Source organism: Paenibacillus kribbensis, from assembly GCF_002240415.1.
Taxonomy (GTDB): domain Bacteria; phylum Bacillota; class Bacilli; order Paenibacillales; family Paenibacillaceae; genus Paenibacillus; species Paenibacillus kribbensis.
In genome coordinates, this window is the sequence record NZ_CP020028.1 from 1,027,941 (window position 1) to 1,050,721 (window position 22,781).

General features: G+C 47.8%; 20 protein-coding genes and 1 riboswitch. Of the genes, 19 read left to right on the plus strand and 1 reads right to left on the minus strand.

Annotated elements, in window-relative coordinates:
• Positions 1–67 precede the first annotated feature (67 nt).
• From B4V02_RS04710 to B4V02_RS04740, 7 genes are all read left to right on the plus strand, one after another.
• On the plus strand, positions 68–550 hold the full coding sequence (locus B4V02_RS04710) for a hypothetical protein (protein ID WP_094153921.1): 483 nt from the start codon (positions 68–70) through the stop codon (positions 548–550).
• Between the two features lie 15 nt (positions 551–565).
• Positions 566–1,717 (plus strand): transglutaminase domain-containing protein, encoded by a 1,152-nt coding sequence (locus tag B4V02_RS04715; protein ID WP_094153922.1) that lies wholly within the window; start codon positions 566–568, stop codon positions 1,715–1,717.
• A gap of 19 nt (positions 1,718–1,736) precedes the next feature.
• Positions 1,737–3,821 (plus strand): peptidoglycan D,D-transpeptidase FtsI family protein, encoded by a 2,085-nt coding sequence (locus B4V02_RS04720; protein WP_094153923.1) that lies wholly within the window; start codon positions 1,737–1,739, stop codon positions 3,819–3,821.
• A gap of 191 nt (positions 3,822–4,012) precedes the next feature.
• Entirely contained in the window at positions 4,013–6,091 is a 2,079-nt protein-coding gene (locus tag B4V02_RS04725; RefSeq protein WP_094156936.1) for a peptidoglycan D,D-transpeptidase FtsI family protein, read from the plus strand.
• A gap of 82 nt (positions 6,092–6,173) precedes the next feature.
• Entirely contained in the window at positions 6,174–6,926 is a 753-nt protein-coding gene (locus tag B4V02_RS04730; protein ID WP_094153924.1) for a Cof-type HAD-IIB family hydrolase, read from the plus strand.
• Between the two features lie 48 nt (positions 6,927–6,974).
• Complete coding sequence (locus B4V02_RS04735) at positions 6,975–7,454, plus strand: DUF456 domain-containing protein (RefSeq protein WP_094153925.1); 480 nt, start codon at positions 6,975–6,977, stop codon at positions 7,452–7,454.
• Positions 7,455–7,585: 131 nt separating this feature from the next.
• Positions 7,586–9,220, plus strand: coding sequence for a putative polysaccharide biosynthesis protein (locus tag B4V02_RS04740; protein WP_094156937.1), 1,635 nt, complete (start codon positions 7,586–7,588; stop codon positions 9,218–9,220).
• Between the two features lie 26 nt (positions 9,221–9,246).
• On the opposite strand, the gene B4V02_RS04745 is transcribed toward B4V02_RS04740, so the two are convergent.
• Positions 9,247–10,536: a DUF2515 family protein gene (locus B4V02_RS04745; RefSeq protein ID WP_094153926.1), complete on the minus strand. Its 1,290-nt coding sequence runs from the start codon at positions 10,534–10,536 to the stop codon at positions 9,247–9,249.
• A gap of 324 nt (positions 10,537–10,860) precedes the next feature.
• On the opposite strand from B4V02_RS04745, the gene B4V02_RS04750 reads away from it, so the two are divergent.
• The 12 genes from B4V02_RS04750 (at position 10,861) to B4V02_RS04805 (ending at position 22,752) form a co-directional block, all read left to right on the plus strand.
• Positions 10,861–11,979, plus strand: coding sequence for an ABC transporter substrate-binding protein (locus B4V02_RS04750; protein WP_094153927.1), 1,119 nt, complete (start codon positions 10,861–10,863; stop codon positions 11,977–11,979).
• Between the two features lie 62 nt (positions 11,980–12,041).
• Positions 12,042–13,079 carry a FecCD family ABC transporter permease gene (locus B4V02_RS04755; protein WP_094153928.1) on the plus strand — a complete coding sequence of 346 codons (1,038 nt, stop codon included), beginning with the start codon at positions 12,042–12,044 and terminating at the stop codon, positions 13,077–13,079.
• Positions 13,079–13,876 (plus strand): ABC transporter ATP-binding protein, encoded by a 798-nt coding sequence (locus B4V02_RS04760; protein WP_094153929.1) that lies wholly within the window; start codon positions 13,079–13,081, stop codon positions 13,874–13,876. Before B4V02_RS04755 ends, B4V02_RS04760 begins: the two co-directional genes overlap by 1 nt.
• A complete protein-coding gene (locus tag B4V02_RS04765) occupies positions 13,860–14,597 on the plus strand; it encodes a class I SAM-dependent methyltransferase (protein ID WP_094153930.1) in 738 nt (245 codons plus the stop codon). The genes B4V02_RS04760 and B4V02_RS04765 overlap by 17 nt, the downstream gene beginning before the upstream one ends.
• Before the next feature lie 120 nt (positions 14,598–14,717).
• Complete coding sequence (locus B4V02_RS04770; RefSeq protein WP_094153931.1) at positions 14,718–15,062, plus strand: thioredoxin family protein; 345 nt, start codon at positions 14,718–14,720, stop codon at positions 15,060–15,062.
• Between the two features lie 217 nt (positions 15,063–15,279).
• Positions 15,280–16,212, plus strand: a complete 933-nt coding sequence (locus B4V02_RS04775) for a COX15/CtaA family protein (RefSeq protein WP_094153932.1) — start codon at positions 15,280–15,282, stop codon at positions 16,210–16,212.
• Between the two features lie 129 nt (positions 16,213–16,341).
• Positions 16,342–18,108, plus strand: a complete 1,767-nt coding sequence (locus B4V02_RS04780; RefSeq protein WP_094153933.1) for a UbiD family decarboxylase — start codon at positions 16,342–16,344, stop codon at positions 18,106–18,108.
• Positions 18,109–18,159: 51 nt separating this feature from the next.
• A complete protein-coding gene (locus tag B4V02_RS04785) occupies positions 18,160–18,879 on the plus strand; it encodes a Cthe_2314 family HEPN domain-containing protein (protein ID WP_007431964.1) in 720 nt (239 codons plus the stop codon).
• A gap of 130 nt (positions 18,880–19,009) precedes the next feature.
• Positions 19,010–19,149: riboswitch (SAM riboswitch) on the plus strand.
• Positions 19,150–19,239: 90 nt separating this feature from the next.
• Positions 19,240–20,262, plus strand: a complete 1,023-nt coding sequence (locus B4V02_RS04790) for a methionine ABC transporter ATP-binding protein (protein WP_094153934.1) — start codon at positions 19,240–19,242, stop codon at positions 20,260–20,262.
• Positions 20,259–20,927: a methionine ABC transporter permease gene (locus B4V02_RS04795; protein ID WP_010346659.1), complete on the plus strand. Its 669-nt coding sequence runs from the start codon at positions 20,259–20,261 to the stop codon at positions 20,925–20,927. The genes B4V02_RS04790 and B4V02_RS04795 overlap by 4 nt, the downstream gene beginning before the upstream one ends.
• A 74-nt stretch (positions 20,928–21,001) precedes the next feature.
• A complete protein-coding gene (locus tag B4V02_RS04800; RefSeq protein ID WP_094153935.1) occupies positions 21,002–21,844 on the plus strand; it encodes a MetQ/NlpA family ABC transporter substrate-binding protein in 843 nt (280 codons plus the stop codon).
• 143 nt (positions 21,845–21,987) lie between these two features.
• The gene (locus B4V02_RS04805; RefSeq protein WP_094153936.1) at positions 21,988–22,752 is read left to right on the plus strand and encodes an SDR family oxidoreductase; all 765 of its coding nucleotides are present in this window, start codon (positions 21,988–21,990) and stop codon (positions 22,750–22,752) included.
• Positions 22,753–22,781: the final 29 nt, after the last annotated feature.

Genomic DNA, 22,781 nt, shown 5'->3' on the forward strand with positions numbered 1-22,781 from the left:
ATCATGTATAATTACAGAGACAATTTTGCAATTAGAATCATGCAGTTGAAAACGGGAGTGTAGCGAAATGGATAAGAACGTCTGGACAGAGTTTTTGCAACATAATTGGCAGATCGTTCAGGATAACTGGCTGTATATATTGATTGGGCTTGTTCTATTGTTTGTCATATTGAATATTGTAAAAACTCTTGTAAAATGGCTGATCGTCATTATTGTGGTTGCAGGCTTGCTAATCTACAGCGGTATTTCCTTTGAGCAGGTCGGCAAGGTAGTTACTCAGGCAAAGGATGATGCGATTAACAAGGTTCAGAGCGAGGCTTTGAACATGATGATAAAAGAGAGCCAGAACGCAAAATACACCTCCAATGGGGATGGTACATTTTCGGTAACCAGCTCCAATCTGGAAGTAAAAGGTCCGTTTGAGGGTGACAAGGTCAAGGTATGGTATCAGGGAATGTCGCTGGGCGAGTGGAGTATGAGCGATACGGTCAAGAAATATATCGAAAGTGCGAAAGGCTTGGCTGTTACACAGTCGCCGCAGTCGCCGTAAGACAGGAGGAGCACAATGAACCCATCCTGGCTGGAGTCTGTTCTTCATTGGAATGGCGTGACGGTGTTTCTGATCGCCATCGTACTGTTGTCGTTGATACAAGGGTGGAGGCGAGGAGCTTCCAGATCTGTAGGAGCGCTGTTTAGTCTCATCGTGGATGGCATACTCACTGTGGCGGGTATTTTGTGCTCGCTTGGGTTAGCCATGTGGCTGTCACCGAAGGTGCAGCAATGGCTGGCGAGTTATATGGAGCACTTGCCGCAGCGAGGACTAAGCGGGATCGAGCAATTTTATTATACGCTTGTGGCAGGTTTAGAGGGTTTTCCGCTACTGCGGTTTGCCGTATTATTTATGCTTAGTTATGCGATCGCTCAATTTGTACTGCGTGCGATTTATGTACTGGTAGTAGGTGGCAGGTCGGATTCCCCTGTTCGTGAGCAGCAAAAGAAATCAGGATTTTTCAGCAGGGTGACCGGGGCCGGGATTGGTACGGTGATCGGCGGAGCACGCGCCATCATGGTTATAGCCTTGTTGTTCATAGGTGTAAGCTTATACCCGGACAGCGGATTCAGCAGCTATGTGCAGGCTTCACCGATTTATAAGCAGGGGGCGCAATCGGTCATTGAACCGTTATCCGGTACTCTGATTAAGGATAAGCTGCCCGTATTTACGCAGGCCGTTACCAAGGAATTAAACGGCATTATGCAGCGTAAATACGAAATAATCGACCGTGAAATTCCGAACGATATCAATCAAGCTGCGGCTAAGATTACACAGGGGGCTAGTGGTGACGAGCAAAAGGCCAAAGCGCTGTATGAGTGGGTAGGCACCCGCATCAGCTATGATTACGGTAAGGTAGAAGCCTATGAACAGCGTGGCGAGTGGCATGAGCAGACCCCCAGAGACACGTTTGATACACGCAAGGGCGTTTGCATTGATTATGCCCGTCTGTATGCAATGATGGCCCGATCTCAGGGACTTCAGGTCAAGGTGGTGACCGGACTTGGATACAACGGACAGGGGGGCTATGGTTCACATGCCTGGAATGAAGTGTATTTAAGCGGTCAGGATCAGTGGGTACCGTTAGACCCGACCTGGGCACAAAGCGGGGACTGGTTTAATCCGCCTGGTTTTGCCCAGACACACATTAAGGATAAAGTGATTTAAAAGGAGTGGAGAAGGGCACATGAGAAAGATGGACAACGAGCAGGGAAAAGACAACGAGTCGTCCGACCGAAAAAGATTCAGCTTCAGGATCAACCTGTTCTTTTTCAGCTCGTTCATTATATTTACGGTCATTATCGTAAGATTGGCGATACTTCAATTTGTAGAGGGACCTCAGCTTAAACAGCAGGAGGCCAGTAATGTGACCAAAAATGTACCGCTCACGCCGATTCGCGGAACGATTTACGATTCAACTGGGCAGAACAGGCTGGCGTATTCTACACCTGTACAATCGCTGTACATCACACTTTCCAAAAACTACAGCGACAGTATGGAAAAATTGCGTGATAATGATAAAAAGCTGCTGCCTGAGCTGGAGAATATGACGCAAAGGCTGGCGAATCGCTTTGCTGAATATGGTGATAAAAATGAGCCGAAAATGACAGCGGAGCAAATTATGGACGCTATGGACCGGAACTATCAACGGTTTAGCGGCTTTACGCCCCGTCTGATTAAAACCAATCTCAGCAAAGAAGAAGTTGCCTATTTCATGCAGCATAAGAGTGAGTTTCCAGGCGTGGATGTCGTAGAGGAAACCGTACGCCATTATGATCCTGATACGGTGGCTGTCCAAACAGTTGGCTACATTAAAAGCTATAAAAGTGCGCGTGAATCGTTGGATAAATATAGGAATATTCAAAAATCCATGTCAGCTGAAAATGACCCGGGACTTATTTATATGGATAATGAATCTGTTGGCTTTGATGGACTGGAATTTCAATATCAGGAACAGTTACGAGGGAAAAATGGCTATAAAACCGTCCCGATTGATCCGCGCAATATGCCGGAAGGTGTAGATTCTGTTACTCCCCCGCAAAAGGGAAACAACATTTATTCCACCATTAATAAAGAGATTCAGGTTAAAACGGAAAACGCCATTATGGATCAATTGAGATGGCTCCATTCACATGCTGTATCAGGCAGTACGCATCCTTATGCCAAAACAGGCTTTGCGGTAGCTATGGAAGTGGATACGGGGAATGTAGTCGCGATGGCCAGTATGCCGGACTATGATGCGAATTATTGGCAGACTGGAAATATATCCAGCGATAATTATAAAAAAATTCAGAATGTTTATTTAAATGGTACTATTCGTTCTTTCGGCTCTGGTCAATCGGGCCAGCATCCAGAGTCGGTTGTCCTGCTCGGTTCCACCGTCAAGCCACTCTCCGTGTTGGTGGGATTAGAGGAAGGTCTATTCAGTACCTCATCCTACTACCAGGATACAGGGGCTGCTTATTTTGGACGTAACAATTCTTCACGTGTACGGAACTCTTCAGGACATGTGTATGGAGGACTTGACCCGGCTTCCGCCATTCGACATTCCTCGAATGCATTCATGGTCGATATGGTCGGAAAAAGGTTATATAACAAATACATTAATAATGCCAATGAAGATCAAGGTGTAAATGTATGGGACCGTTACATGAAGGAGTTTGGGCTGGGTGTGCCTACGGGAGTGGATTTGCCAAGTGAATGGGCTGGACGCAGAGAGTATGCCCATAATTCGAAAGAGTCCTCATTATCTAAACTGGCATATGCTTCTTTTGGTCAGCAGGGTAAATATACAACGCTCCAGCTTGCCCAGTATGCAGCAATGATTGCAAACAAGGGCAAACGGATGGAGCCGCATCTGGTCAGCCAAATTAAAGATACCAACGGCAATGTAGTCCAGACGATTAAGCCTAAAGTGTTGAATGAAGTGAACTTCCCGGATGCTTACTGGAATGAAGTCATACGCGGGATGGCGACAGATGTCAGCGCATTTAATGGTTTCCCTTATGACTTTGCCCGCAAAACAGGTACATCGCAGCAAAGCGTAGGCGGCAAGCTGAAGGATAACGGGGTGTTTATTGCATTTGCCCCCCGACAGAATCCAAAACTGGCGGTAGCGGTAGTTATTCCTGAAGGTGGCTTCGGGGCCTGGAGTGCCGGACCTGTAGCACGCAAAATTTTTGATGCCTATGATGAAGTTTATGGATTGGACGGAGTACCTAAGAAAAAGGATACCACGGCAACCGACCCGAATGCAGGCAAACAGCCATAATCTCATACAACAATATCATTTAATAAAGCTTCTCTTAGCCATTGTGCTGAGGGAAGTTTTTTTGTTATTTTTATATGATTTCTTACAAAATTGTAATTGCCAATTTCATCGTTATTTACATGGATTGTGGTAGGATCAGGAATATGGGACCAAAATGTGAGATCAAGCAGAAAGGAGTAATGACAGCCAGTATGAACAAAAGTGGTTTGGATAAAAAATTTTCATTCAAAAAGAAAAACAATGAAGAGAACGAAGAGACACAAATAAAGCAGACGACCTTGCGAACGAACCTTGTTTTTTTCAGTGCTTTTGTGCTGTTTGCCCTTATCATTACCAGACTGGCTATACTGCAGTTTGTGCAATCCGAGGAGTTGAAGGGGCTACAGCAGTCTGTAAATACCAAAAATATCCCGTTAGTTCCGAATCGTGGGACGATTTATGACTCTACGGGTACGGTCAAGCTGGCGTATTCGACTCCGGTACAATCTCTGTATGTGACCTTGTCACAGGATTATAGCAAGCGTGCAGAGAAAGGCCGTAAGCCTGGAGAAAAGCTGCTTCCTGAACTGAATGCGTTTGCTGATAAACTTGCTGCCAAATTAAATAAATTGGGGTATCAAGAGGGAGAAAAGCTTGATGCAGCGGAAATTAAGAAGCGTTTGGACCCGGACTATAATCAATATAGGGGCTTCACCCCACGTCTGATCAAATCCGATCTAAGCCGGGAGGAAATCGCATATTTTCTGGAGCACAAAAAGGAATTTCCCGGCGTGGAGATCGTAGAAGAGAGTGTCCGTCATTATGACCCGGATCGGGTAGCGGTCCAAGCGATTGGATATATGTACAAGTTCAAAGGTGCCCGTGCGAACCGGCCCAAATATAAAGAGCTGTTCCAAGCCAATTCGGAGGTTCTAAGACCGGAACAGGTTTACCTGGAAAGTGAAACGGTCGGATATGATGGCTTGGAGCTACAGTATCAGGACGAGCTGAGAGGAAAAAACGGCTATAAAACGGTGGAAGTCAATCCGCGCAGCATGCCGGAAGGAGTAGAATCGATTACTCCTCCGAAAAAAGGACATCATCTCTATTCCACCATCAACAAGGAAATTCAGCAAAAAACCGAGCAAGCGATTATGGATCAGCTTGACTGGCTTCATACGCATACGGTATCCGGGAAGCTCCACCAAGATGCCACTACGGGCTTTGCTGTAGCGATGGAGGTCGAGACAGGAAATATCGTAGCGATGGCCAGTATGCCGGATTATGATCCTAATGTATGGAAAACCGGTAGTACGTCGCCTACGGTATATAACGAAATTCAGCATAAAATGGGGAACGGAACGATTAAGTCTGTACCGAGTGGAAAATCGGGTCCGCACCCGGAGTCCTCCGTGCTGCTGGGTTCAACCATTAAGCCCCTCACGGTGCTGATCGGGTTGAAGGAAAACTTGCTTTCACCCGGACAAACTTATTTGGATACAGGGAGCGCGTATTATGGTAAAAACCAATCCAGCCGGGTCGGTAATTCGGGCGGACATGTGTATGGTAGTTTGACCCCGGACAAAGCCATTGAGTTCTCATCCAATACGTTTATGGTGGATATGGTGGGCAAGCCATTGTATGACAAGTACGGAAGTAATGTAGGCGTGCATCAGGGTATTGATGTTTGGGACAAGTATATGAAGGAATTCGGATTAGGCGTGCCGACTGAAGTAGATTTGCCGGGGGAATGGGCGGGCAGACTTGAGTATATGAGCAAGCAGGAAAGTGCGCTGACGCGCTTGGTGCAGGCGTCCTTCGGTCAGCAAGGGAAATACACGACGATGCAGCTCGCCCAGTATACGACTGTACTGGCAACAAAGGGCAAGCGTATGCAGCCACATTTGGTCAGTAAGATTGTGGATGATCAAGGGAATATCGTGCGTGAATGGAAGCCTAAGGTGCTGAATGAGGTTGCTTTTTCCGAAACGTACTGGAATACGATCATTCGCGGCATGGCTACGGATGTTAAAGCATTTAATGGATTTCCGTATGATTATGCCCGGAAAACAGGGACTTCTGAGCAGATAGTGGGACGTGCGGTTAAAGATAACGGGGTGTTCATCGCTTTTGCACCGCGGCAAAATCCGAAGCTGGCCGTAGCAGTCATTATTCCCGAAGGGGGCTTTGGCGCGACGAGCGCAGGACCGGTGGCGCGTAAAATATTTGATGCATATGACGAGGTGTACGGGCTGGACGGTATCCCAAAAAAGCCGCAGACATCGAAGTAAGGGCTTGAATTTTTTTGTGGGCTTCTCTTTTTCATGGTAAAATGTCGTTGGACATATGGGACATACAGGAGGAAGAGAAACCATGGGAGAGAAACATTATAAATACAAACTGCTTGCGCTCGATATGGATGGAACTTTGCTGAACGACAATCATGAGATTACCCTGGATACGATTAACTGGATTAACAAGGCGATTCAGGAAGGGATTCACGTATGCTTGTCCACTGGACGGGCGGCGATGCATGCTCTGCCCTATGGTCAGCAGCTCGGCTTGGAAACGCCAATGGTAACGGTAAACGGCAGTGAGGTATGGAAATCACCTCATGAGCTGTGGCGCCGTTATTTGCTTGATCGGGAGCTTATTCGTAAGATGCACCAGATTGCTGTAGAAACAGACTCCTGGTTTTGGGCCTACTCAACGGAGGAATTATATAACAGAGACCGTTGGCCAGATACATTAGATACACAGGAATGGCTCAAATTCGGTTATAATACGGAAAATGACGAGATTCGCCAGCAAATTTTGCTCAAGCTTCAGGATATGGGGGGACTTGAAATTTCCAACTCCTCGATGACGAATCTGGAAATTAACCCGGCTGGCATATCCAAAGCCAGTGGAATCGCTGAAGTGTGCGATCTGCTGGGAATTACCATGGAACAGGTGGTTGCCGTTGGCGACAGTCTGAATGACCTGGCTGTCATTCAAGCGGCTGGACTGGGCGTAGCGATGGGCAATGCTCAGGATACGGTAAAAGAAGCGGCTGACCTGGTCGTGGCTTCCAACAATGAAGACGGTATCGCAGAAGTGATCCGCGATTATATACTTGTTGAATAGAACGCATGAGGCTGCATACAGGATGAATGGACAAGAAGGAGGAGGCCCATGGACGTTATAGGCTGGATTGTGATTGTCGCGCTGTTCATTGTTGGCATGGCTGGGGCGGTATATCCCGTATTGCCGGGGGCGCTCGCCATCTATTTTGCTTTTTTTGTATACGGTTGGTTTTTCTCGTTTGCTCCATATAATGCATTGTTTTGGATTATACAAACACTGATCGTTGTTGCACTTTTTGTTGCGGACTATGCTGTTAATGCGTGGGGAGTCAAGCGATTTGGCGGCTCGCGTCTGTCGGCGATCCTTAGCACCGTCGGGATTATTATTGGTCCCTTCGTTATTCCGGCATTCGGCCTGATTTTGGGGCCATTTATCGGTGCTGTGCTGGGTGAGCTGATAGGCAAAGCCCCGCTGGACAAAGCTGTAAAAGTGGGCTTTGGCTCTGTACTGGGGCTGTTTACCAGTACTGCCATGAAAGTGATTTTGCAGCTTGCTATGATTATAGTATTCTTGATTTGGGTGTTATAACGGATAGCTCGTTATTATGATTTGCAGAGACAGAATCGACATGCGGCTCCGCACCGGTGATGGCTCAGGCCATGACTGTTTTTGCGGAGCTTTTGCATGCATGTGAACAGCAAGAAAGAAGGGAACACATTTTGTCCAATAAAGAAACATTCCTTAAAGGCACGCTTATTTTAGCCGCTGCTGCCCTGGTGGCCAGAGTGCTTGGTCTGGTACAGCGTGTTCCATTGGAGCATTTGCTCGGTTCCGTGGGGAACGCCTCGTTTACCATTGCGAACAACGCTTATTTGATGCTGCTCACAGTGGCTACAGCCGGCATTCCCAGTACATTAAGCAAAATGGTGTCAGAACGCTATGCGCTGAATCGACCTTCGGAAGCGCGACGTGTATATCATGCAGCTTTGCTATTCGCGGCCGCGGCGGGCATTATCATCACGGTGGTGCTGTATTTTGGAGCGCCTTATTTTGCAGAGCATGTAGCAGGGGTTCCGCAGTCTGCTTTGGCTATTCAGGCTTTGGCACCAGCCTTGCTGCTGTTTCCTGCCATTGCCATGATGCGCGGGTACTTCCAGGGGCGGGGTAATATGACCGCAGGCGGTATATCACAAATTGTGGAGCAGGTTGCACGCGTGGCGACCGCTATTTTACTCGCTTTTATTATTTTGAAGCTGGGTTATGGAGACCGTGAGGTTGCGGCCGGGGCATCCTTTGGGGGAGTCATGGGAAGTATTGGCGCTCTGGCGGTCATGCTGTACTATACGGTGAAATTGCGTCGTCAGGATCGCCAGGATCGACAAGAGCAATTCCAGGAGGAAAGCTCTCCGTTGCCGATGCTGCGCATTTACAAAGACATTTTCACGCTGTCCATTCCCATTGTATTGTCATCCCTGACCGTTCCGGCGGTCAATTTTATTGATACGTCGATTGTGGTTAGATTGCTGTCCGGCCAAATTGGATTGGATATGGCTACTACCCAATTGGGTTATCTAGGGTCGCGGGCGCAAAGTGTAGCGGGAATTCCCCCGATTTTGGCCATTGCGCTCAGCCAATCGCTCATTCCAATCATTTCGGCGGCTTTTGCCCGCAAGGATGAACGCCATTTGCAAAATCAGATGACGCTGGCCCTGCGTATCTCGATTTTGACTGGAATGCCGATTGTGCTGGCTTTATGTGTAACCGCCTATTCCATTAATGGCTTGCTGTTCAGCTCGCTTGGAGGCAGCGGGATTATCGCTGTTTTGACACTCGGAACGATATTCCAGATTACAATGATGACGTCCAACTCTATTTTGATCGGTATGGGCAAGCCGCGTATCTCCATGGTTAATGTCATGGTCGGTATCGTGGTTAAATTTGTGGCGAGCTGGCTGCTGGCTGGCTGGCTTGGAATTTACGGTATCATTGGCGCGACCGGATTATGTTTCCTCGTGATTACACTGTTGAATTTGCGTGTACTCAAAGGGATTGTTTCCTTCTCCATCATGGGCCGTCGCTGGGCAGGCTTTTTGACCGCAGTCGTCGTCTCGGGAGCTATCGGATATGGTGTAAATGAAGCTTGCATTCTGCTGGTGCAGCTTATGCCTGCACGGGTGGCCTTCTTCATCGCATGCTGTATTGCGGGAGCGGTTGTGCTGGTATGCTATCTGGTGCTGCTGGTAGTCCTGGGCGTGCTTCGCAGGGACGAGCTGGGCAATTATCCGCGTATATTGCAAAAAGTACTGCGTCCGCTGATGCGTCTACAGCGTCAGTCTTCAGGACAACAAGGCTAAAGAAGCATAGATAGCTTTCAGCTTTCTCAGTGAAAAGGCCGCAGGCTGGCATGGGTGTCGTGGGCCATGGCTGTTTTTTGGATGCCGTGGCGATGCTCATGCCGCATCGCAAATAACAGCGGCCGCCTTGGCTCGCTCAGATGCCCGAGCGTGGAGCCGTCCTGAAACCAGTCATAACGGGGAATCGGATCATAAGCCGTATCCGACCAGACGGCATTCAGTTCGGGGCTGTACAGACGTTTTCCCGGCGGCAGCCATTCATGTGCTAAAAGCGTTGCGTTCTCTTGAAGAGAGCGCAGCGCTTTTTGTTCATACGAGGTGAACAGTCCAGGCCAATAGTCGCTGCGTGAACCGGTATGCGGCACGCTGGTCACGAAGGCTGACACTTGATCCAGCACCTGCTGGTGGCCAAACAGCATGGCATAGAGGCTTTTACCAAAGCCGATCCGTTCGCCCAGATGACCAAAACGTTCCATCACCAGTCCGGCGAGCCCGCCATTCAATCCCAGCGGAAATATAATCTGGTTGAGCTGAAGCCAATCATGCAAATAAAAGCCAGGCTTGTGCATCACAAATTTTTGAAAATACGGGTCTTTCACAACACGGCCCTCAATATAGTTCTGTTCGTTAATAATGAGGGCGACGGTCAACAGAGAGCTATCCCGCCAAGCCCAGAAGCGTTCCCAAAAGGGTTTCATGAAAGGCGATACGTGAAAATAGGGCAATAAATGAAAGCAGCTCCGTCCCAAACGGCGGCTGTGCATGTACAGTTGGAGCTGCGGATACGCGTCCTGAAAAATGAGCGCGTTACAGCGCTCCAGCAGCCGATACAGCCACTCCTTTTCCTGTTCGCCGAACAGGTTGCCAATCAGGCCGCCTTTGAGATCGGTCATATTGTAACCGCCGTTGCGGGAAACGAGATGAGCCAGCAGGGCCCAATGCAATTCCGGATAGCCGCGATAGCAGTCGAGGTAAGCGGCAGTCCGTGTGATATTGCTGCGATTCTGCTGTGCGGTATCGTTCTTGATCCGCTCCAGCAGCTCACAATCTGTTTCACATAAAGGCATATTCAACGAAGAGGGCCGCGTAGCCGGTCCGTTCGTCAGCATGAGTGCTTCGGCTTCATCCACTGCAGCCTGCGCGGCTTGATTATCCCACGGCAGCTCACGCAATGGATAACGCAGCTTGCGGGATTCGGTCCAGGCTGCCCGTTTGCCCTCCCAAGCCTCCTCCGCAACACGCGGAACAGTACCGAGCAGCTTTAGCCCGTCTTGAAGCTGCTTTGTTGCTATATGAAACCATTCGGTGAGAGACATTGTTTTGATTACTTCCTTTCACAGTATTCAGATGCATTCCCTTATAGCTCTAGTATGCCTTAATGGCAGATATTCCAATCTATGATGGGGAATCGAATCCTTTTCTGTTCATGAACCATGAATGTATAGTTATATATATCAAGGTATATCTATATATATCAGAGTATATCTATATATATCAAGATATATCTATATATATCAAGGTATAGCTATATATATCATTGAACTATCGTTCTTCCTGTTTTATAATCCTGTGTTAGTGTGTGCTAGAAATAGAGAACTCACTTTACATCATGTGTTTTATAAACTGGGAGGAAAAATTGAATGAAAAACCGTCGAGTCGTCTTAGTCATGCTTCTGTGTGTGTTTTTACTGGCGTTGCCCCTGTATGGATGTGGAAATCAAACCAAACCAGCCAGTGAAACTCAATCTGGCAGTCAGGCCACCACTGCTGACAAACAAACCTATACTATTGTCGATCAATTAGGCAGAACGGTTGAAATTCCGAAAAATGTAAAAAGAATCGTAGCTCTCCAACACCACACGTTGGATATCATGCTTGAACTACATGCTCAGGACAAGCTGGTAGGTGTACTGAGCGACTGGGAAAGTTTGCTTGGAAGCTATACTGCCGATGTTTTTCCAGGAATCCGAAATTTGGCAACTCCGGGGACGATCTCGGAATTAAATGTAGAAGCCGTCGCTGATTTAAAGCCGGACGTGGTGTTTGTATCCAACAAGGTTCCCAAAGAATCCATTGCCAAACTTGAACAACTGGGCATCCCCGTCGTGGGCATCACTTTATATGTAGCAGACAAAGAGCAGGCATCCACGATCCATCCTGATCTTGTCAATCCAGATGAAGCCTATACGGAAGGGCTTAAACAAGCGATCAACCTGATTGGTCAAATTACGGATAAAAAAGCACAAGCAACTGAATTATGGGACTATGTTGCTAAAAATCGGGCTATTGTAGCCAAACACCTGAATGAAGTTCCTGAGAATAGCCGGATCAAAGTGTATATGGCCAATGAAAAAATGTATACATACGGGACAGGTAAATATGTGGGTGTAGCCATGGCCAAAGCCGGCGCTCGTAATGTTGCCGAAACCATCAAGGGATACAAGCAAGTTAGCGTTGAGCAGGTAGCTCAATGGAATCCTGAAGTGATTTTTGTCCAAAGCCGCTACAAATCTGTACTGGATGACATCAAAAAGGATAAAGCCTGGGCAGCTATTGACGCCGTGAAAAACAACAAGCTGATTATCGCACCAGACTATACAAAACCATGGGGTAATCCTACACCGGAATCTATGGCACTGGGAGAAATCTGGCTGGCAAAAACCTTGTATCCGGAAGCGTTCAAGGAAGTTGATCTGGACGCGATGGTTCAATCTTTCTACCAAAAATTCTATGGCATCGCTTATAAAGAACAAGAATAACTGCCCTCCAATCACTGCTAATGCAGTGATTGTTTTTTACAGTGCAGAAAGGATTAGTCTGGATGCGTGCGATTTCAAAACATTATGAGAAGATCAAACCTATAATTCCTCACGTGATTTGGGTCCTTCTGGTCATTTTCCCTGTTGTTGTATTCGTTCTATCTCTCATGATGGGCAAATTCCATGTAACAACAACAGAGGTGTGCCGAATTCTCTTGAGCAAACTGATTCCTTATGATCAGACCTGGACGGCTTTGGCTGAGAACATCGTTGTACAGGTGCGGCTGCCGAGGGCCATTGCTGCAATGCTGGTTGGTGCCGGGTTAGCAGTATCAGGTGCTGTTTTCCAGGGATTATTTCGCAACCCCTTGGCATCGCCCTACACCTTGGGAGTTTCCAACGGCGCCGGATTTGGAGCCGCATTGGCTATTCTGTTGCTGAATAACTCATTTGCTATTCAGGTATCTGCGATGATTTTTAGTCTGGTTGCCGTAGGTCTAACATTTCTGTTTAGTCTGCGAGCCAAAAATTCAACCATTACAATGGTCTTGGGCGGTGTCATTGTCGGCTCGTTGTTTTCGGCACTTGTTTCACTGATTAAATTTGTTGCAGACCCTTTCGAGAAACTTCCTGCCATTGTATTCTGGCTGATGGGCAGCTTGTCTGCTGTCAACACAACATTGCTGTTGACCGCGCTGCCACTGTTTGTAATTTTTATCACTGTCATCTGGTTGTTTCGCTGGAGGCTGAATGTATTGAGCCTGGGCGATGAAGAAGCAAAGTCATATGGAGTCGATGTCAGACGCGACCGGATTATCATTATTGTTTGTTGCAGTATTTTAACAGCCGCTGCGGTCAGTATATCAGGCGTGATTGGCTGGGTAGGACTGGTCATTCCTCACTTGGGCAGAATGCTGGTTGGGCCTGATTTCCGGAAATTATTACCTGCCTGCATTTGCCTTGGTGCTTCTTATCTCTTGCTTATTGATGATTTATGCCGAACGCTGACGGCAGAAGAAATCCCTCTGGGAGTCATTACAGCGATTGTCGGCACACCTTTATTTGCCTACTTCATGTTCAGAGAGAAGGTGAACTGGTAATGGAAATTACGGCAGAAAACCTGGCTTTTCACTATAAAAACGGGCGGGAAATCTTTCACAATATTTCATTTGAGGTCACTTCTCCAAACGTGCTTTGCATTCTAGGACCCAATGGCACAGGCAAAAGTACACTGTTAAAATGCCTGGTCAACCAGCACAACCCCAGCAAAGGACAGGTATACTTGGATGACAGACCCATCCAAAGCTACAGTACCAAAACATTGGCTTCTTGTATGGCATATATTCCGCAAATGCACACGCCAACATTTCCTTTTACCGTTCTGGATGTGGTCACGATGGGGAGAACTGCCCGCCTGGGCTATCTCTCAGCACCGGGAAAAAAAGACAAGCTGGTCGCGCTGGACAACTTGTCTTTTTTGGGCATCGAACATTTGGCCGGGAAGATTTACACCAATATCTCGGGCGGTGAGCGCCAACTCGTGATGATGGCTGCCGCTTTAACCCAGGAACCGCAAATCTTGCTGCTGGATGAACCTACTTCTCATCTGGATTTTGGAAATCAGTTTCGTTTCCTGCAAATCGTCAAGAGCTTGAAGCAAAAAGGAGTTGGCATCATTATGACATCTCACTATCCTGACCATGCTTTGGAGGTTGCCGATTATACGGCAGTGCTGAAAAATGGCTGTTTTGTTCATTTCGGAGAGCCAGATGAAGTGGTCACGGAGAAAAACATGGAAGAACTGTATGGTATTCCGGTTACGATGGTTTCGATAGCCGGTACCAAAAAAAGAAGCTGTATCGCGGGAGGAGTAGAGGCAGATGCAAGAACGGATTAATGACTACTGGACAGAACGAGCGGATGAATTCAGCGGACTGCGGATGCATGACTTTGAAGGCGGGTTACGCCAGATCTATACGAAGATAATCCAAGAGCATATGCCTGCATCCCGCCCCTTGAAGGTCCTTGATCTAGGCACAGGCGCCGGCTTTTTCGCTTTCATTATGCGTGACTTGGACTGTGAAGTTACAGGTATTGATTATTCTCACGCCATGTTGATGAACGCGGAGTCCAATGCAAGAAATCTTGGCTATACTGGCATAACCTTTCGGCAAATGGATGCGCAACAGCTTGATTTCCCTGACGCCAGCTTCAATTTCATTATTACCCGAAATGTGACATGGACGTTGCCTGATCCGCAAAAAGCCTACAGCGAAATGTACCGTGTACTTGCGCCTGGCGGAACCCTCTTGAATTTTGACGCCAACTACGGTCAGGCATTCAAACAGGCTGACGAAAGAGGAGAAAAGCCTTCTCATCCGACACAAACCCAACAACAGCTGAGAGAACGGAATGCCATCGCCAAATCACTATACATCTGCAAAAAGAAACGCCCTCAGTGGGATGTGGAAGTTCTGCTCTCACTTGGAATGAAACAAATTGTACTGGATCTGGATATCGAAAAGCGAATCTATGATGAAAAGAACAAGCTTATTGATTATTCCACTGTTTGGACCAGTTCAACGTCCCCGCTGTTTATGGTATGTGCGAGGAAATAACGGTATTTTGATGCGGATTGCCCTGGCCAAGATCGGCCTTGTCTTATCAAAAGTACAATTTGGCGTTACAATAGAAGCAGCAAGTTCTTTTTACAACCGAAATTAGAGGAGGAATAAGGAATGCAAAAAATCGTCTCTCATGAAGACTTTAATAACGCAATATCAACTCCCGGCGTAACGGTAGCTGTGTTTAAGGCGGACTGGTGTGGGGATTGCCATTTTATTGATCCGTTTATGCCTGAGGTGGAGCAACAATATGCAGACAAGCTTACATTGATTGAAATTGATGTAGAGCAGGCCGAAAGCGTCAGCCAGGAGCAGAATGTGTTGGGTATTCCCAGCTTTATCGCTTACAGTGAAGGGCGCGAACTGGTGCGTCTGGTAAACAAACTGCGCAAATCCCGTGAGGAAATCGAGCAATTTTTGGACCGGGCAGTAGAAGTACATGCTAATCTGGCAAAATAATAGATGCTGTACATGTATGATGGCTCCGAAGGGAACCTTTAGACATCAGGACAAACAGAAAGCCGCTTCCTGCCAAAGGAGGCGGCTTTCTTACGGACACGTTCACATTTTGTCAACAAAACGCGTATGTCAAGGAACAATATATCAGTTATAATTACTTTAAGTGATTATTTCACAACACATGAAGTGAATAAATATTATATTTGGAAGGATACGGGTGAGTTCTTTGAATAACAAAATCAGAATATTAAAGTGGCTGGCACTCGTAACATGTATTGTCATGTTTTTGGCTACCTTCGGTGGAGGCGTCGTGACACGGACAGATTCGGGTCTCGGCTGTGGACGGGAATTCCCGCTTTGTAACGGCAAGCTGGTTCCGGCACATACAATCGCATCCATTATTGAGTTCTCTCACCGCTCTGTTAGCGCTATGGCCGGTCTGCTTTCTGTCGCCTCCTTTGTCGGCTTTTTGCTGTTTATGAAGCATCGGAAGGATTTACAGTTATTCTCGCTGTTAACGCTCATGTTTGTCATCATACAGGGAGCGATGGGGGCATTGGCTGTAATATTTTCCCAATCGGCTGCAGTCATGGGACTGCATTTTGGCTTTGCGCTTATCGCTTTTGCCAGTGCGACCATGATGACGCTGGGGGTGTGGAAGGAGCATTCGGATTCACGTTATACTCCGCGATTGGTCGCTGAACCTGTCAGCCGGGGCTATCGCAACTTTATATGGCTATCGACGATTTATACGTATATTGCTGTCTATTCGGGTGCGCTTCTCAGTCATTCCGTCATCCAGAAGGTTGTAAATCTCGGCGGCATTATATCTCCGCTGCTTCTGCATCAGATTACAGCCGGTCTGCTGTTCGTCATTATTTTGGCCGTAGGCCACTACTCATACCGTTATCACCCGAAGCACCGGGATATTCGTGTATTGGGTGTTGTTTCGGTATTGTTAATAGCACTTCAGGTCATTATTGGAATTAGCTTGCTGTATTTCACCAGACCTGAAATTTACATGTTTGTTGTATTGGGACATATGCTCGTGATTGCCACATTGTTCTCCATTTTGTGTTATTTGAGCTATCGTGTATGGCAATTGTCGCCGGATCGCAAGCTTGTTCCGACCCAAGCACAACGTACCTAAGTATTTCATAGATTATGTAAAGCTGATATTTTGCCCAAGAGGGGTTCAAACACGTATAATAGCATATAAGAAACAAACCAGGCCCACGAGTTTCTCGAGGGCTTGATTTGCTTAGGAGGAGTCGTCCAGTTGATCTACCAGAATTTGCGCCAATTTATTGAAGCGCTGCGTAAAGAAAATCATCTTAAAATTATAGAAGCGCCTGTCGATCCTTATTTGGAACTGGCCGAGATCCATCGGAGAGTCATTGAGGAAGAAGGACCGGCACTGCTGTTCACGAATGTAAAAGGAACCCCGTTTCCTGTTGCCAGTAATCTGTTTGGTACGAATCGACGTGTAGATATGGCTTTTGGTCCTCGTCCGGAGCAGCTGATGGATGCGATTGTAGGAGCGACCAAAACCTTGCTTCCTCCTACCCCCAAAGCATTATGGAATGAACGTGGCCTGATTAAGGACATGCTAAAAGTAGGGCTGAAAACGGTATCCCATGGCGAGGCTCCTGTATTGGGTGTTCGGCGGACAGATGCTCCGCTGGCTCCACTGCCTAGAGTGACGAGCTGGCATGAGGATGGGGGGCCGTTCATTACGCTTCCGCTCGTATACACCGAGAAGCCGGGGCATGCCAAGGATCATAACCTGGGGATGTACCGTATTCAGATTTATGATGATCAAACGACAGGAATTCACTGGCAAATTCATAAAGGCGGCGGCTTTCATTATCATGAAGCCGAGCTGCGCAATGAGCCATTGCCCACGACGATAATCATCGGTGGCCCGCCCGCTCTGATTGCATCTGCGATTGCTCCAGCACCGGAGAATTTGCCTGAACTGTTGCTCGCTTCGCTCATTATGGGAGGCAAACTGCCAATGACAGAAGACCCGCTCGGTGGTCATCGCATTCCGGCAGAGGCCGAATTTGCGATCAGCGGCTATGTACCGCCTCATGAACGCCGTCCGGAAGGGCCGTTTGGCGATCATTTTGGCTACTACTCATTACAGCATGATTTTCCAGTATTTCATGTCAAGCATATGTATCACCGCAAGGATGCCATTTATCCGGCAACGATTGTAGGTAAACCACGCCAGGAGGATTACTATCTCGGCGAATTTTTACAGCGTCTGCTGTCGCCTGCCTATCCGCTTGTGATGCCTTCCGTCAAGTCCCTGTGGGCTTATGCGGAAACGGGCGTACACGCGCTGGCAGCAGCCGTCGTACGTGAAAGCTACTCTCGTGAAGCGCTGGTATCCGGCTTTACCATTTTGGGTCAAGGTCAATTGTCATTAACCAAATTCCTGATGTTGACGGACCGGGTCATTGATTTATCTGATTTTAACCTGCTGCTGGAAACGATTCTGGAGCGGTTCAATCCAGCAAGGGATTTGTTCATATTCAATCATACGTCCCACGATACGCTCGATTATACAGGCCGCAAGCTGAATCATGGCAGTAAAGCGATCTTGATGGGTGTAGGAGAGCCAATACGTGAATTGCCTCGTACCTATGAGGGAGGAGACCTGCCAGGTATCCGCGAAATTAAGCCGTATTGCGGAGGCTGCCTCGTTGTATCAGGGGCGACTTTTGAGCAAGAGCCTGAACTGGCGGCGCGTGTATTGGAACGACTGGCTGCGAGTGAGCAAGAATGGCCCCTCGTCTTTATCGTGGATGATGCCACGGAAGTTGTTCGCTCACAAGCCTCGTTCCTGTGGACGGTATTTACGCGTTTTAACCCGGCTACAGATATGTATGCCGACAGCGAGGTCCGTTTGCATCATCTGAACTACAAGCTGCCGATTGTAGTGGATGCTCGCATGAAGCCGGGCTACCCGGATGAAGTGCTGCCGCGTGAGGATATTGTTAAGCTTGTGGATCAACGGTGGACGAGTTATTTCGCTTGACGCCTTAATGAATTGAACAACCGGATTTTACAGTCATAAGGAGGCGTGGGCATGATACGCAAGCTGCTGGGCGAGCCGCCACGTGTGAGCAAGGGCGTCCTGCTGGATGCCATGAATAGCATGTCAGATATGTTGAACCTGCTGGAGCGGCAAATTCAGGCCAGTGGTGATCCGACCCACGCTTTTCGTAAGGCGGATATTTTGACACGCGGTCTGATGTCCTCTCTGGATGAGCTGGAGCAGAGCCATCATGCTGCCGCTTTTTTCCGCATGAAAGTGAAGGCCGGATACGCTGAGGATATGAGCGAGGATGAAAAATCCGATTATGCATTGTATGTTTTCTTTTATAAGGATGGATTTGTGCGAGTATTCTCCATTCTGGATAAGCTGGGCAACTGGCTGAATGATCTGTATGATTTAAAAACAGGGGAGTATAAGGCCCATTATTCGTATTTTACCGTGTTGCGGCAGCTCAAGTATCTCAAAATGCATCCTGTATTGACCGATAACTTGAATGATATTAAAAACACATATACTGATGCCATCAATCGGCTGCGTAAGCGGCGAAATACGGAAATACACTATATGAATACGGAAATGCAGGATGATCTCTGGCAAAGACATCGTGCTCTGTACGGCAAGATACATCTCGAAGATCTGGATCATCATCTGGAGGATTTGCAGCAGGGCCTGGAAATGGTGTGCAGATCGCTGTCCAACGTTTTTTCTTATACTGCGAAACATTGGGAGAACCGGGCAGTGCGTCCATAATTATATTAGAAAATATCCTTTGACAAAGCTATGTAAACTATCTATACTGAAATCTAGTTTCAGAAAAATGCTTGAATTATGATTTTAATATAAACTTAACGGACAGCTAAAGCTGGAGTTTAATATATTTTTCTTATCCAGAGAGGTGGAGGGACTGGCCCGATGAAGCCCGGCAACCCGTTCTTTCCCGGTGTAATACACCGGGAGGGGACATGATGGTGCTAATTCCTACAAAACCGCTAGAGTTTTAGCGGTTTTGGCAGATGAGAAAAGGTTCGCATGCGGGGCCCTTTTCATTCTGTGAAAGGGGCTCTTTTTGCCGATTAAAAGGGTAAGGAAAGTGAAGGGGGTCGCAGCACGTTGATAGAGCTTAAGCAGTTAACCAAGTATTATGGCAAAGGGAACCGACGCGTTAGTGCGCTGTCCGGGTTGAACCTTTCGATAGAGCGTGGAGAAATATTTGGAGTTATTGGTCACTCCGGAGCGGGAAAAAGCACGTTAATCCGCTGTATTAATTTATTGGAACGGCCCACTTCAGGCGAAGTATGGGTAGACGGTGTGAATCTCACCACCGTGAGTCAAGCCCAGCTACAGAAGCAGCGCCGTAAAATCGGAATGATTTTTCAGCATTTTAATTTGTTATCGTCGGCGACGGTATATGACAATATCGCATTTCCATTGCGCCTGGTGAACACGCCCAAGCAGCAGGTGGACAAGAAAGTTCGAGAATTGCTGGAGCTGGTGGGTCTGGAAGAACACAGTGGGAAATATCCATCACAGCTCTCAGGGGGGCAGAAGCAGCGTGTAGGCATTGCGCGGGCGCTTGCCAGTGATCCTCATGTGTTGCTGTGCGACGAGGCTACCTCGGCGCTTGATCCGCAGACCACAGGGTCGATTCTGAAATTGCTATTGGATATTAACCAGCGCTTTAATCTGACCATCGTATTGATTACGCATGAAATGCATGTCATTCAAAGCATATGTGATCGAGTTGGCGTGATTCATCAGGGCGACATTGTGGAGCAGGGGCCGGTGGCGGAAGTGTTCTTGAAGCCGCAGCACCAGGTAACCAAGGACTTTATCCAGCGGGAGTCTGAGCATGCCGAGGAGCTGCAAGCAGCAATTGCGGCCTCAGGTGGCGGTGAATCGGCGCAGGTGGTGCGGATTTCCTTCTTGGGCAGCAAAACATATGATGCGATTCTATCGCGTACGGCCCGTCATACCGGCGTTGATTTTGCAATTTTGCAGGGAACGATCTCCACCATCAAAAACGTACCGTATGGACAGCTCATCGTTCGTTTTGAAGGAAATCAGGAGGATATTGAGCATACGTTGCGCGAAGTGTCCGGGCAAGGACTTGATGTGGAGGTGATCGGACAATGAGCGAACTTGATTTTTCGCAAGTGAGTTGGGAAGAACTATGGAATTCTACGGTGGAGACCCTTCAGATGCTTGGGGCATCCGCGCTGTTCACCCTGATTATTGGCTTGCCGCTCGGCGTATTATTGTTCCTGGCGAGCCGCTCCTCGCTGACTCTGATGAAAGTGATATACATTGTACTATCCTTCATCGTTAACATTTTGCGTTCCGTACCGTTTATCATTCTGATCGTTGCACTTATTCCTTTTACACGATCGTTGGTAGGTACCTCTACCGGGGTGCTGGGTACGATTCCGCCATTGGTAATCGGGGCTGCCCCTTTCTTCGCACGTCTTGTCGAAACGTCTCTGCGTGAAGTGGACAAGGGTGTCATTGAGGCCGCGCAAGCGATGGGCGCTTCAACTGGGCAAATCATCCGTCGGGTGCTGTTGCGTGAGGCACTGCCGGGACTGCTCGCCGCATTAACCATTACTGTCGTTACACTCGTATCCTATACGGCAATGTCCGGTATGATCGGGGGCGGTGGTCTGGGGACGCTGGCTATCAACTACGGTTACTACCGTTATGAAACGGCTGTCATGATCGTTGCCGTCGTGCTCATGGTCGTACTGGTACAACTGCTGCAAATGGCAGGGGACCGTCTGGTACGGCATTATACTCGAAAATAGGGAAACCATATAGATATCCTTATTGATCAGGCATCTGAATCCTGAACATTACAAATTATTGGAGGGGTAATAACATGAAGAAATGGGTATTGGCCGTATTAAGCTTGACATTAATTGCGGTGCTGGCTGCTTGCGGCACGAAGAGCACGACATCCGATGCATCAAAAACGACTGGAAATACGGGCGGCGCACCACGCGAAGTTGAGCTGAAAGTGGGCGCTTCCCCTGTGCCACATGCGGAAATTTTGGAAGCGATCAAGCCTCAACTGGAAAAAGAGGGTATTCGTCTTCAAGTCGTTCAGTTCAACGATTATGTTCAACCCAACGTACAATTGTTCGACAAGCAGCTGGATGCTAACTTCTATCAACATGTACCTTACCTGAATGTAATGAACAAAGAGCGCAAAATGGATCTGGTATCTGTGGGTGCAGTTCATCTGGAGCCATTCGGTATCTACTCCCAAAAATATAAAAAGCTTGATGAAATTCCAGATGGCGCAACAGTAGCTATTCCGAACGATGCAACCAATGGAGGTCGTGCATTGCTGTTGTTAGCTAAGCAAGGTCTGATCAAGCTTAAAGACGAAAGCAACATCGAAGCTACAGTAAAAGATATTACTGAAAATAAGAAAAACCTGAAATTCAAAGAGCTGGAAGCGGCAATGCTGCCACGTCAGTTGCCTGAAGTGGACATTGCGTTGATCAATACGAACTATGCTCTGGAAGCGAAGCTGAACCCGACCAAGGATGCATTGGCCTTGGAAGATAAGGATTCCCCATATGCTAACGTGTTGGTCGCACGTCCTGATAATAAAGATTCCGAAGCCATTCAAAAGCTGATGAAAGCTTTGCAATCTCCGGAAGTTAAAAAATTCATTGAAGACAAATACCAAGGCGCAATTGTCCCGGCATTTTAAGTAGGGAACGAAAATGCGTTGACTGCAAACCCCGGATTCTCTTGAACAAGAGGACTGGGGTTTCTTTTTGCCTGGAGTTGTAGGCGAAGCCTAAATATTTTATACTTGGGGGTGACCGTTCTCTGTGAAGAGGAGGAAAACTGTTGAGAGACAAAGTCGCACTCATAACAGGCAGTGCCAAGGGATTAGGCAAAATGACCGCTCTGCGTCTGGCCGATGAAGGCTGTGATATTGCGCTGAATTATGTGCATAGCCAAGCTGAAGCCGAGGAGCTGAAGCGTGTCATCGAGTCTAAAGGAGTACGCTGCCTTTCTTTACAAGGAGATATCTCCATGCAAGAGGATATCACGAGGCTGATCGGCGAAGTCGAGGATCGGCTGGGCGGTGTAGATATTATGGTGAACAATGCCGGACCGTTCATCCGCGAGCGTCGTCTGTTTGCGGATTACAGCGTAGCCGAGATTCATACCATGATACAGGGGAATCTGGTTGGCACCATGCTGCTGGATCATCTGGTATTGCCTCATATGCGGAGCCAGCAATGGGGACGTATTATTCATTTTGGCTTTGGTCATGCTGGAGAAGCGAGGGCTTGGCCGCATCGCGCTGTCTATGCAGCCGCCAAGGTGGGGCTGGTGTCTTTTACGAAGTCACTGGCTGTGGAGGAAGCACCATATGGCATTACGGTGAATATGATTTGTCCCGGAGATATTCGAGGAGCGAATAAGGAAATGTCTATTGCCGACGTCATCGGCTTGCAGGATCAAGAGACACCACGTGGGCGTCCGGGAAGTGGGGAGGACATTGCGCGAGTGATCGCTTATTTGTGTGAGGAGCATTCGGATTTTATAACAGGCAATATTATGGATGTGTCGGGCGGGTTGGACCCAATTCGGCCCACCATTTAAGCGCTAGATTCCGGTAGACGCATCACATA

Excerpts from the sequence above, each read along its gene's own strand:
- B4V02_RS04710 (WP_094153921.1), top strand. The coding sequence starts at position 68 with ATGGATAAGAACGTCTGGACAGAGTTTTTGCAACATAATTGGCAGATC.
- B4V02_RS04715 (WP_094153922.1), top strand. The coding sequence starts at position 566 with ATGAACCCATCCTGGCTGGAGTCTGTTCTTCATTGGAATGGCGTGACG.
- B4V02_RS04720 (WP_094153923.1), top strand. The coding sequence starts at position 1,737 with ATGAGAAAGATGGACAACGAGCAGGGAAAAGACAACGAGTCGTCCGAC.
- B4V02_RS04725 (WP_094156936.1), top strand. The coding sequence starts at position 4,013 with ATGAACAAAAGTGGTTTGGATAAAAAATTTTCATTCAAAAAGAAAAAC.
- B4V02_RS04730 (WP_094153924.1), top strand. The coding sequence starts at position 6,174 with ATGGGAGAGAAACATTATAAATACAAACTGCTTGCGCTCGATATGGAT.
- B4V02_RS04735 (WP_094153925.1), top strand. The coding sequence starts at position 6,975 with ATGGACGTTATAGGCTGGATTGTGATTGTCGCGCTGTTCATTGTTGGC.
- B4V02_RS04745 (WP_094153926.1), bottom strand. The coding sequence starts at position 10,536 with ATGTCTCTCACCGAATGGTTTCATATAGCAACAAAGCAGCTTCAAGAC.
- B4V02_RS04750 (WP_094153927.1), top strand. The coding sequence starts at position 10,861 with ATGAAAAACCGTCGAGTCGTCTTAGTCATGCTTCTGTGTGTGTTTTTA.
- B4V02_RS04755 (WP_094153928.1), top strand. The coding sequence starts at position 12,042 with ATGCGTGCGATTTCAAAACATTATGAGAAGATCAAACCTATAATTCCT.
- B4V02_RS04760 (WP_094153929.1), top strand. The coding sequence starts at position 13,079 with ATGGAAATTACGGCAGAAAACCTGGCTTTTCACTATAAAAACGGGCGG.
- B4V02_RS04765 (WP_094153930.1), top strand. The coding sequence starts at position 13,860 with ATGCAAGAACGGATTAATGACTACTGGACAGAACGAGCGGATGAATTC.
- B4V02_RS04770 (WP_094153931.1), top strand. The coding sequence starts at position 14,718 with ATGCAAAAAATCGTCTCTCATGAAGACTTTAATAACGCAATATCAACT.
- B4V02_RS04785 (WP_007431964.1), top strand. The coding sequence starts at position 18,160 with ATGATACGCAAGCTGCTGGGCGAGCCGCCACGTGTGAGCAAGGGCGTC.
- B4V02_RS04795 (WP_010346659.1), top strand. The coding sequence starts at position 20,259 with ATGAGCGAACTTGATTTTTCGCAAGTGAGTTGGGAAGAACTATGGAAT.
- B4V02_RS04800 (WP_094153935.1), top strand. The coding sequence starts at position 21,002 with ATGAAGAAATGGGTATTGGCCGTATTAAGCTTGACATTAATTGCGGTG.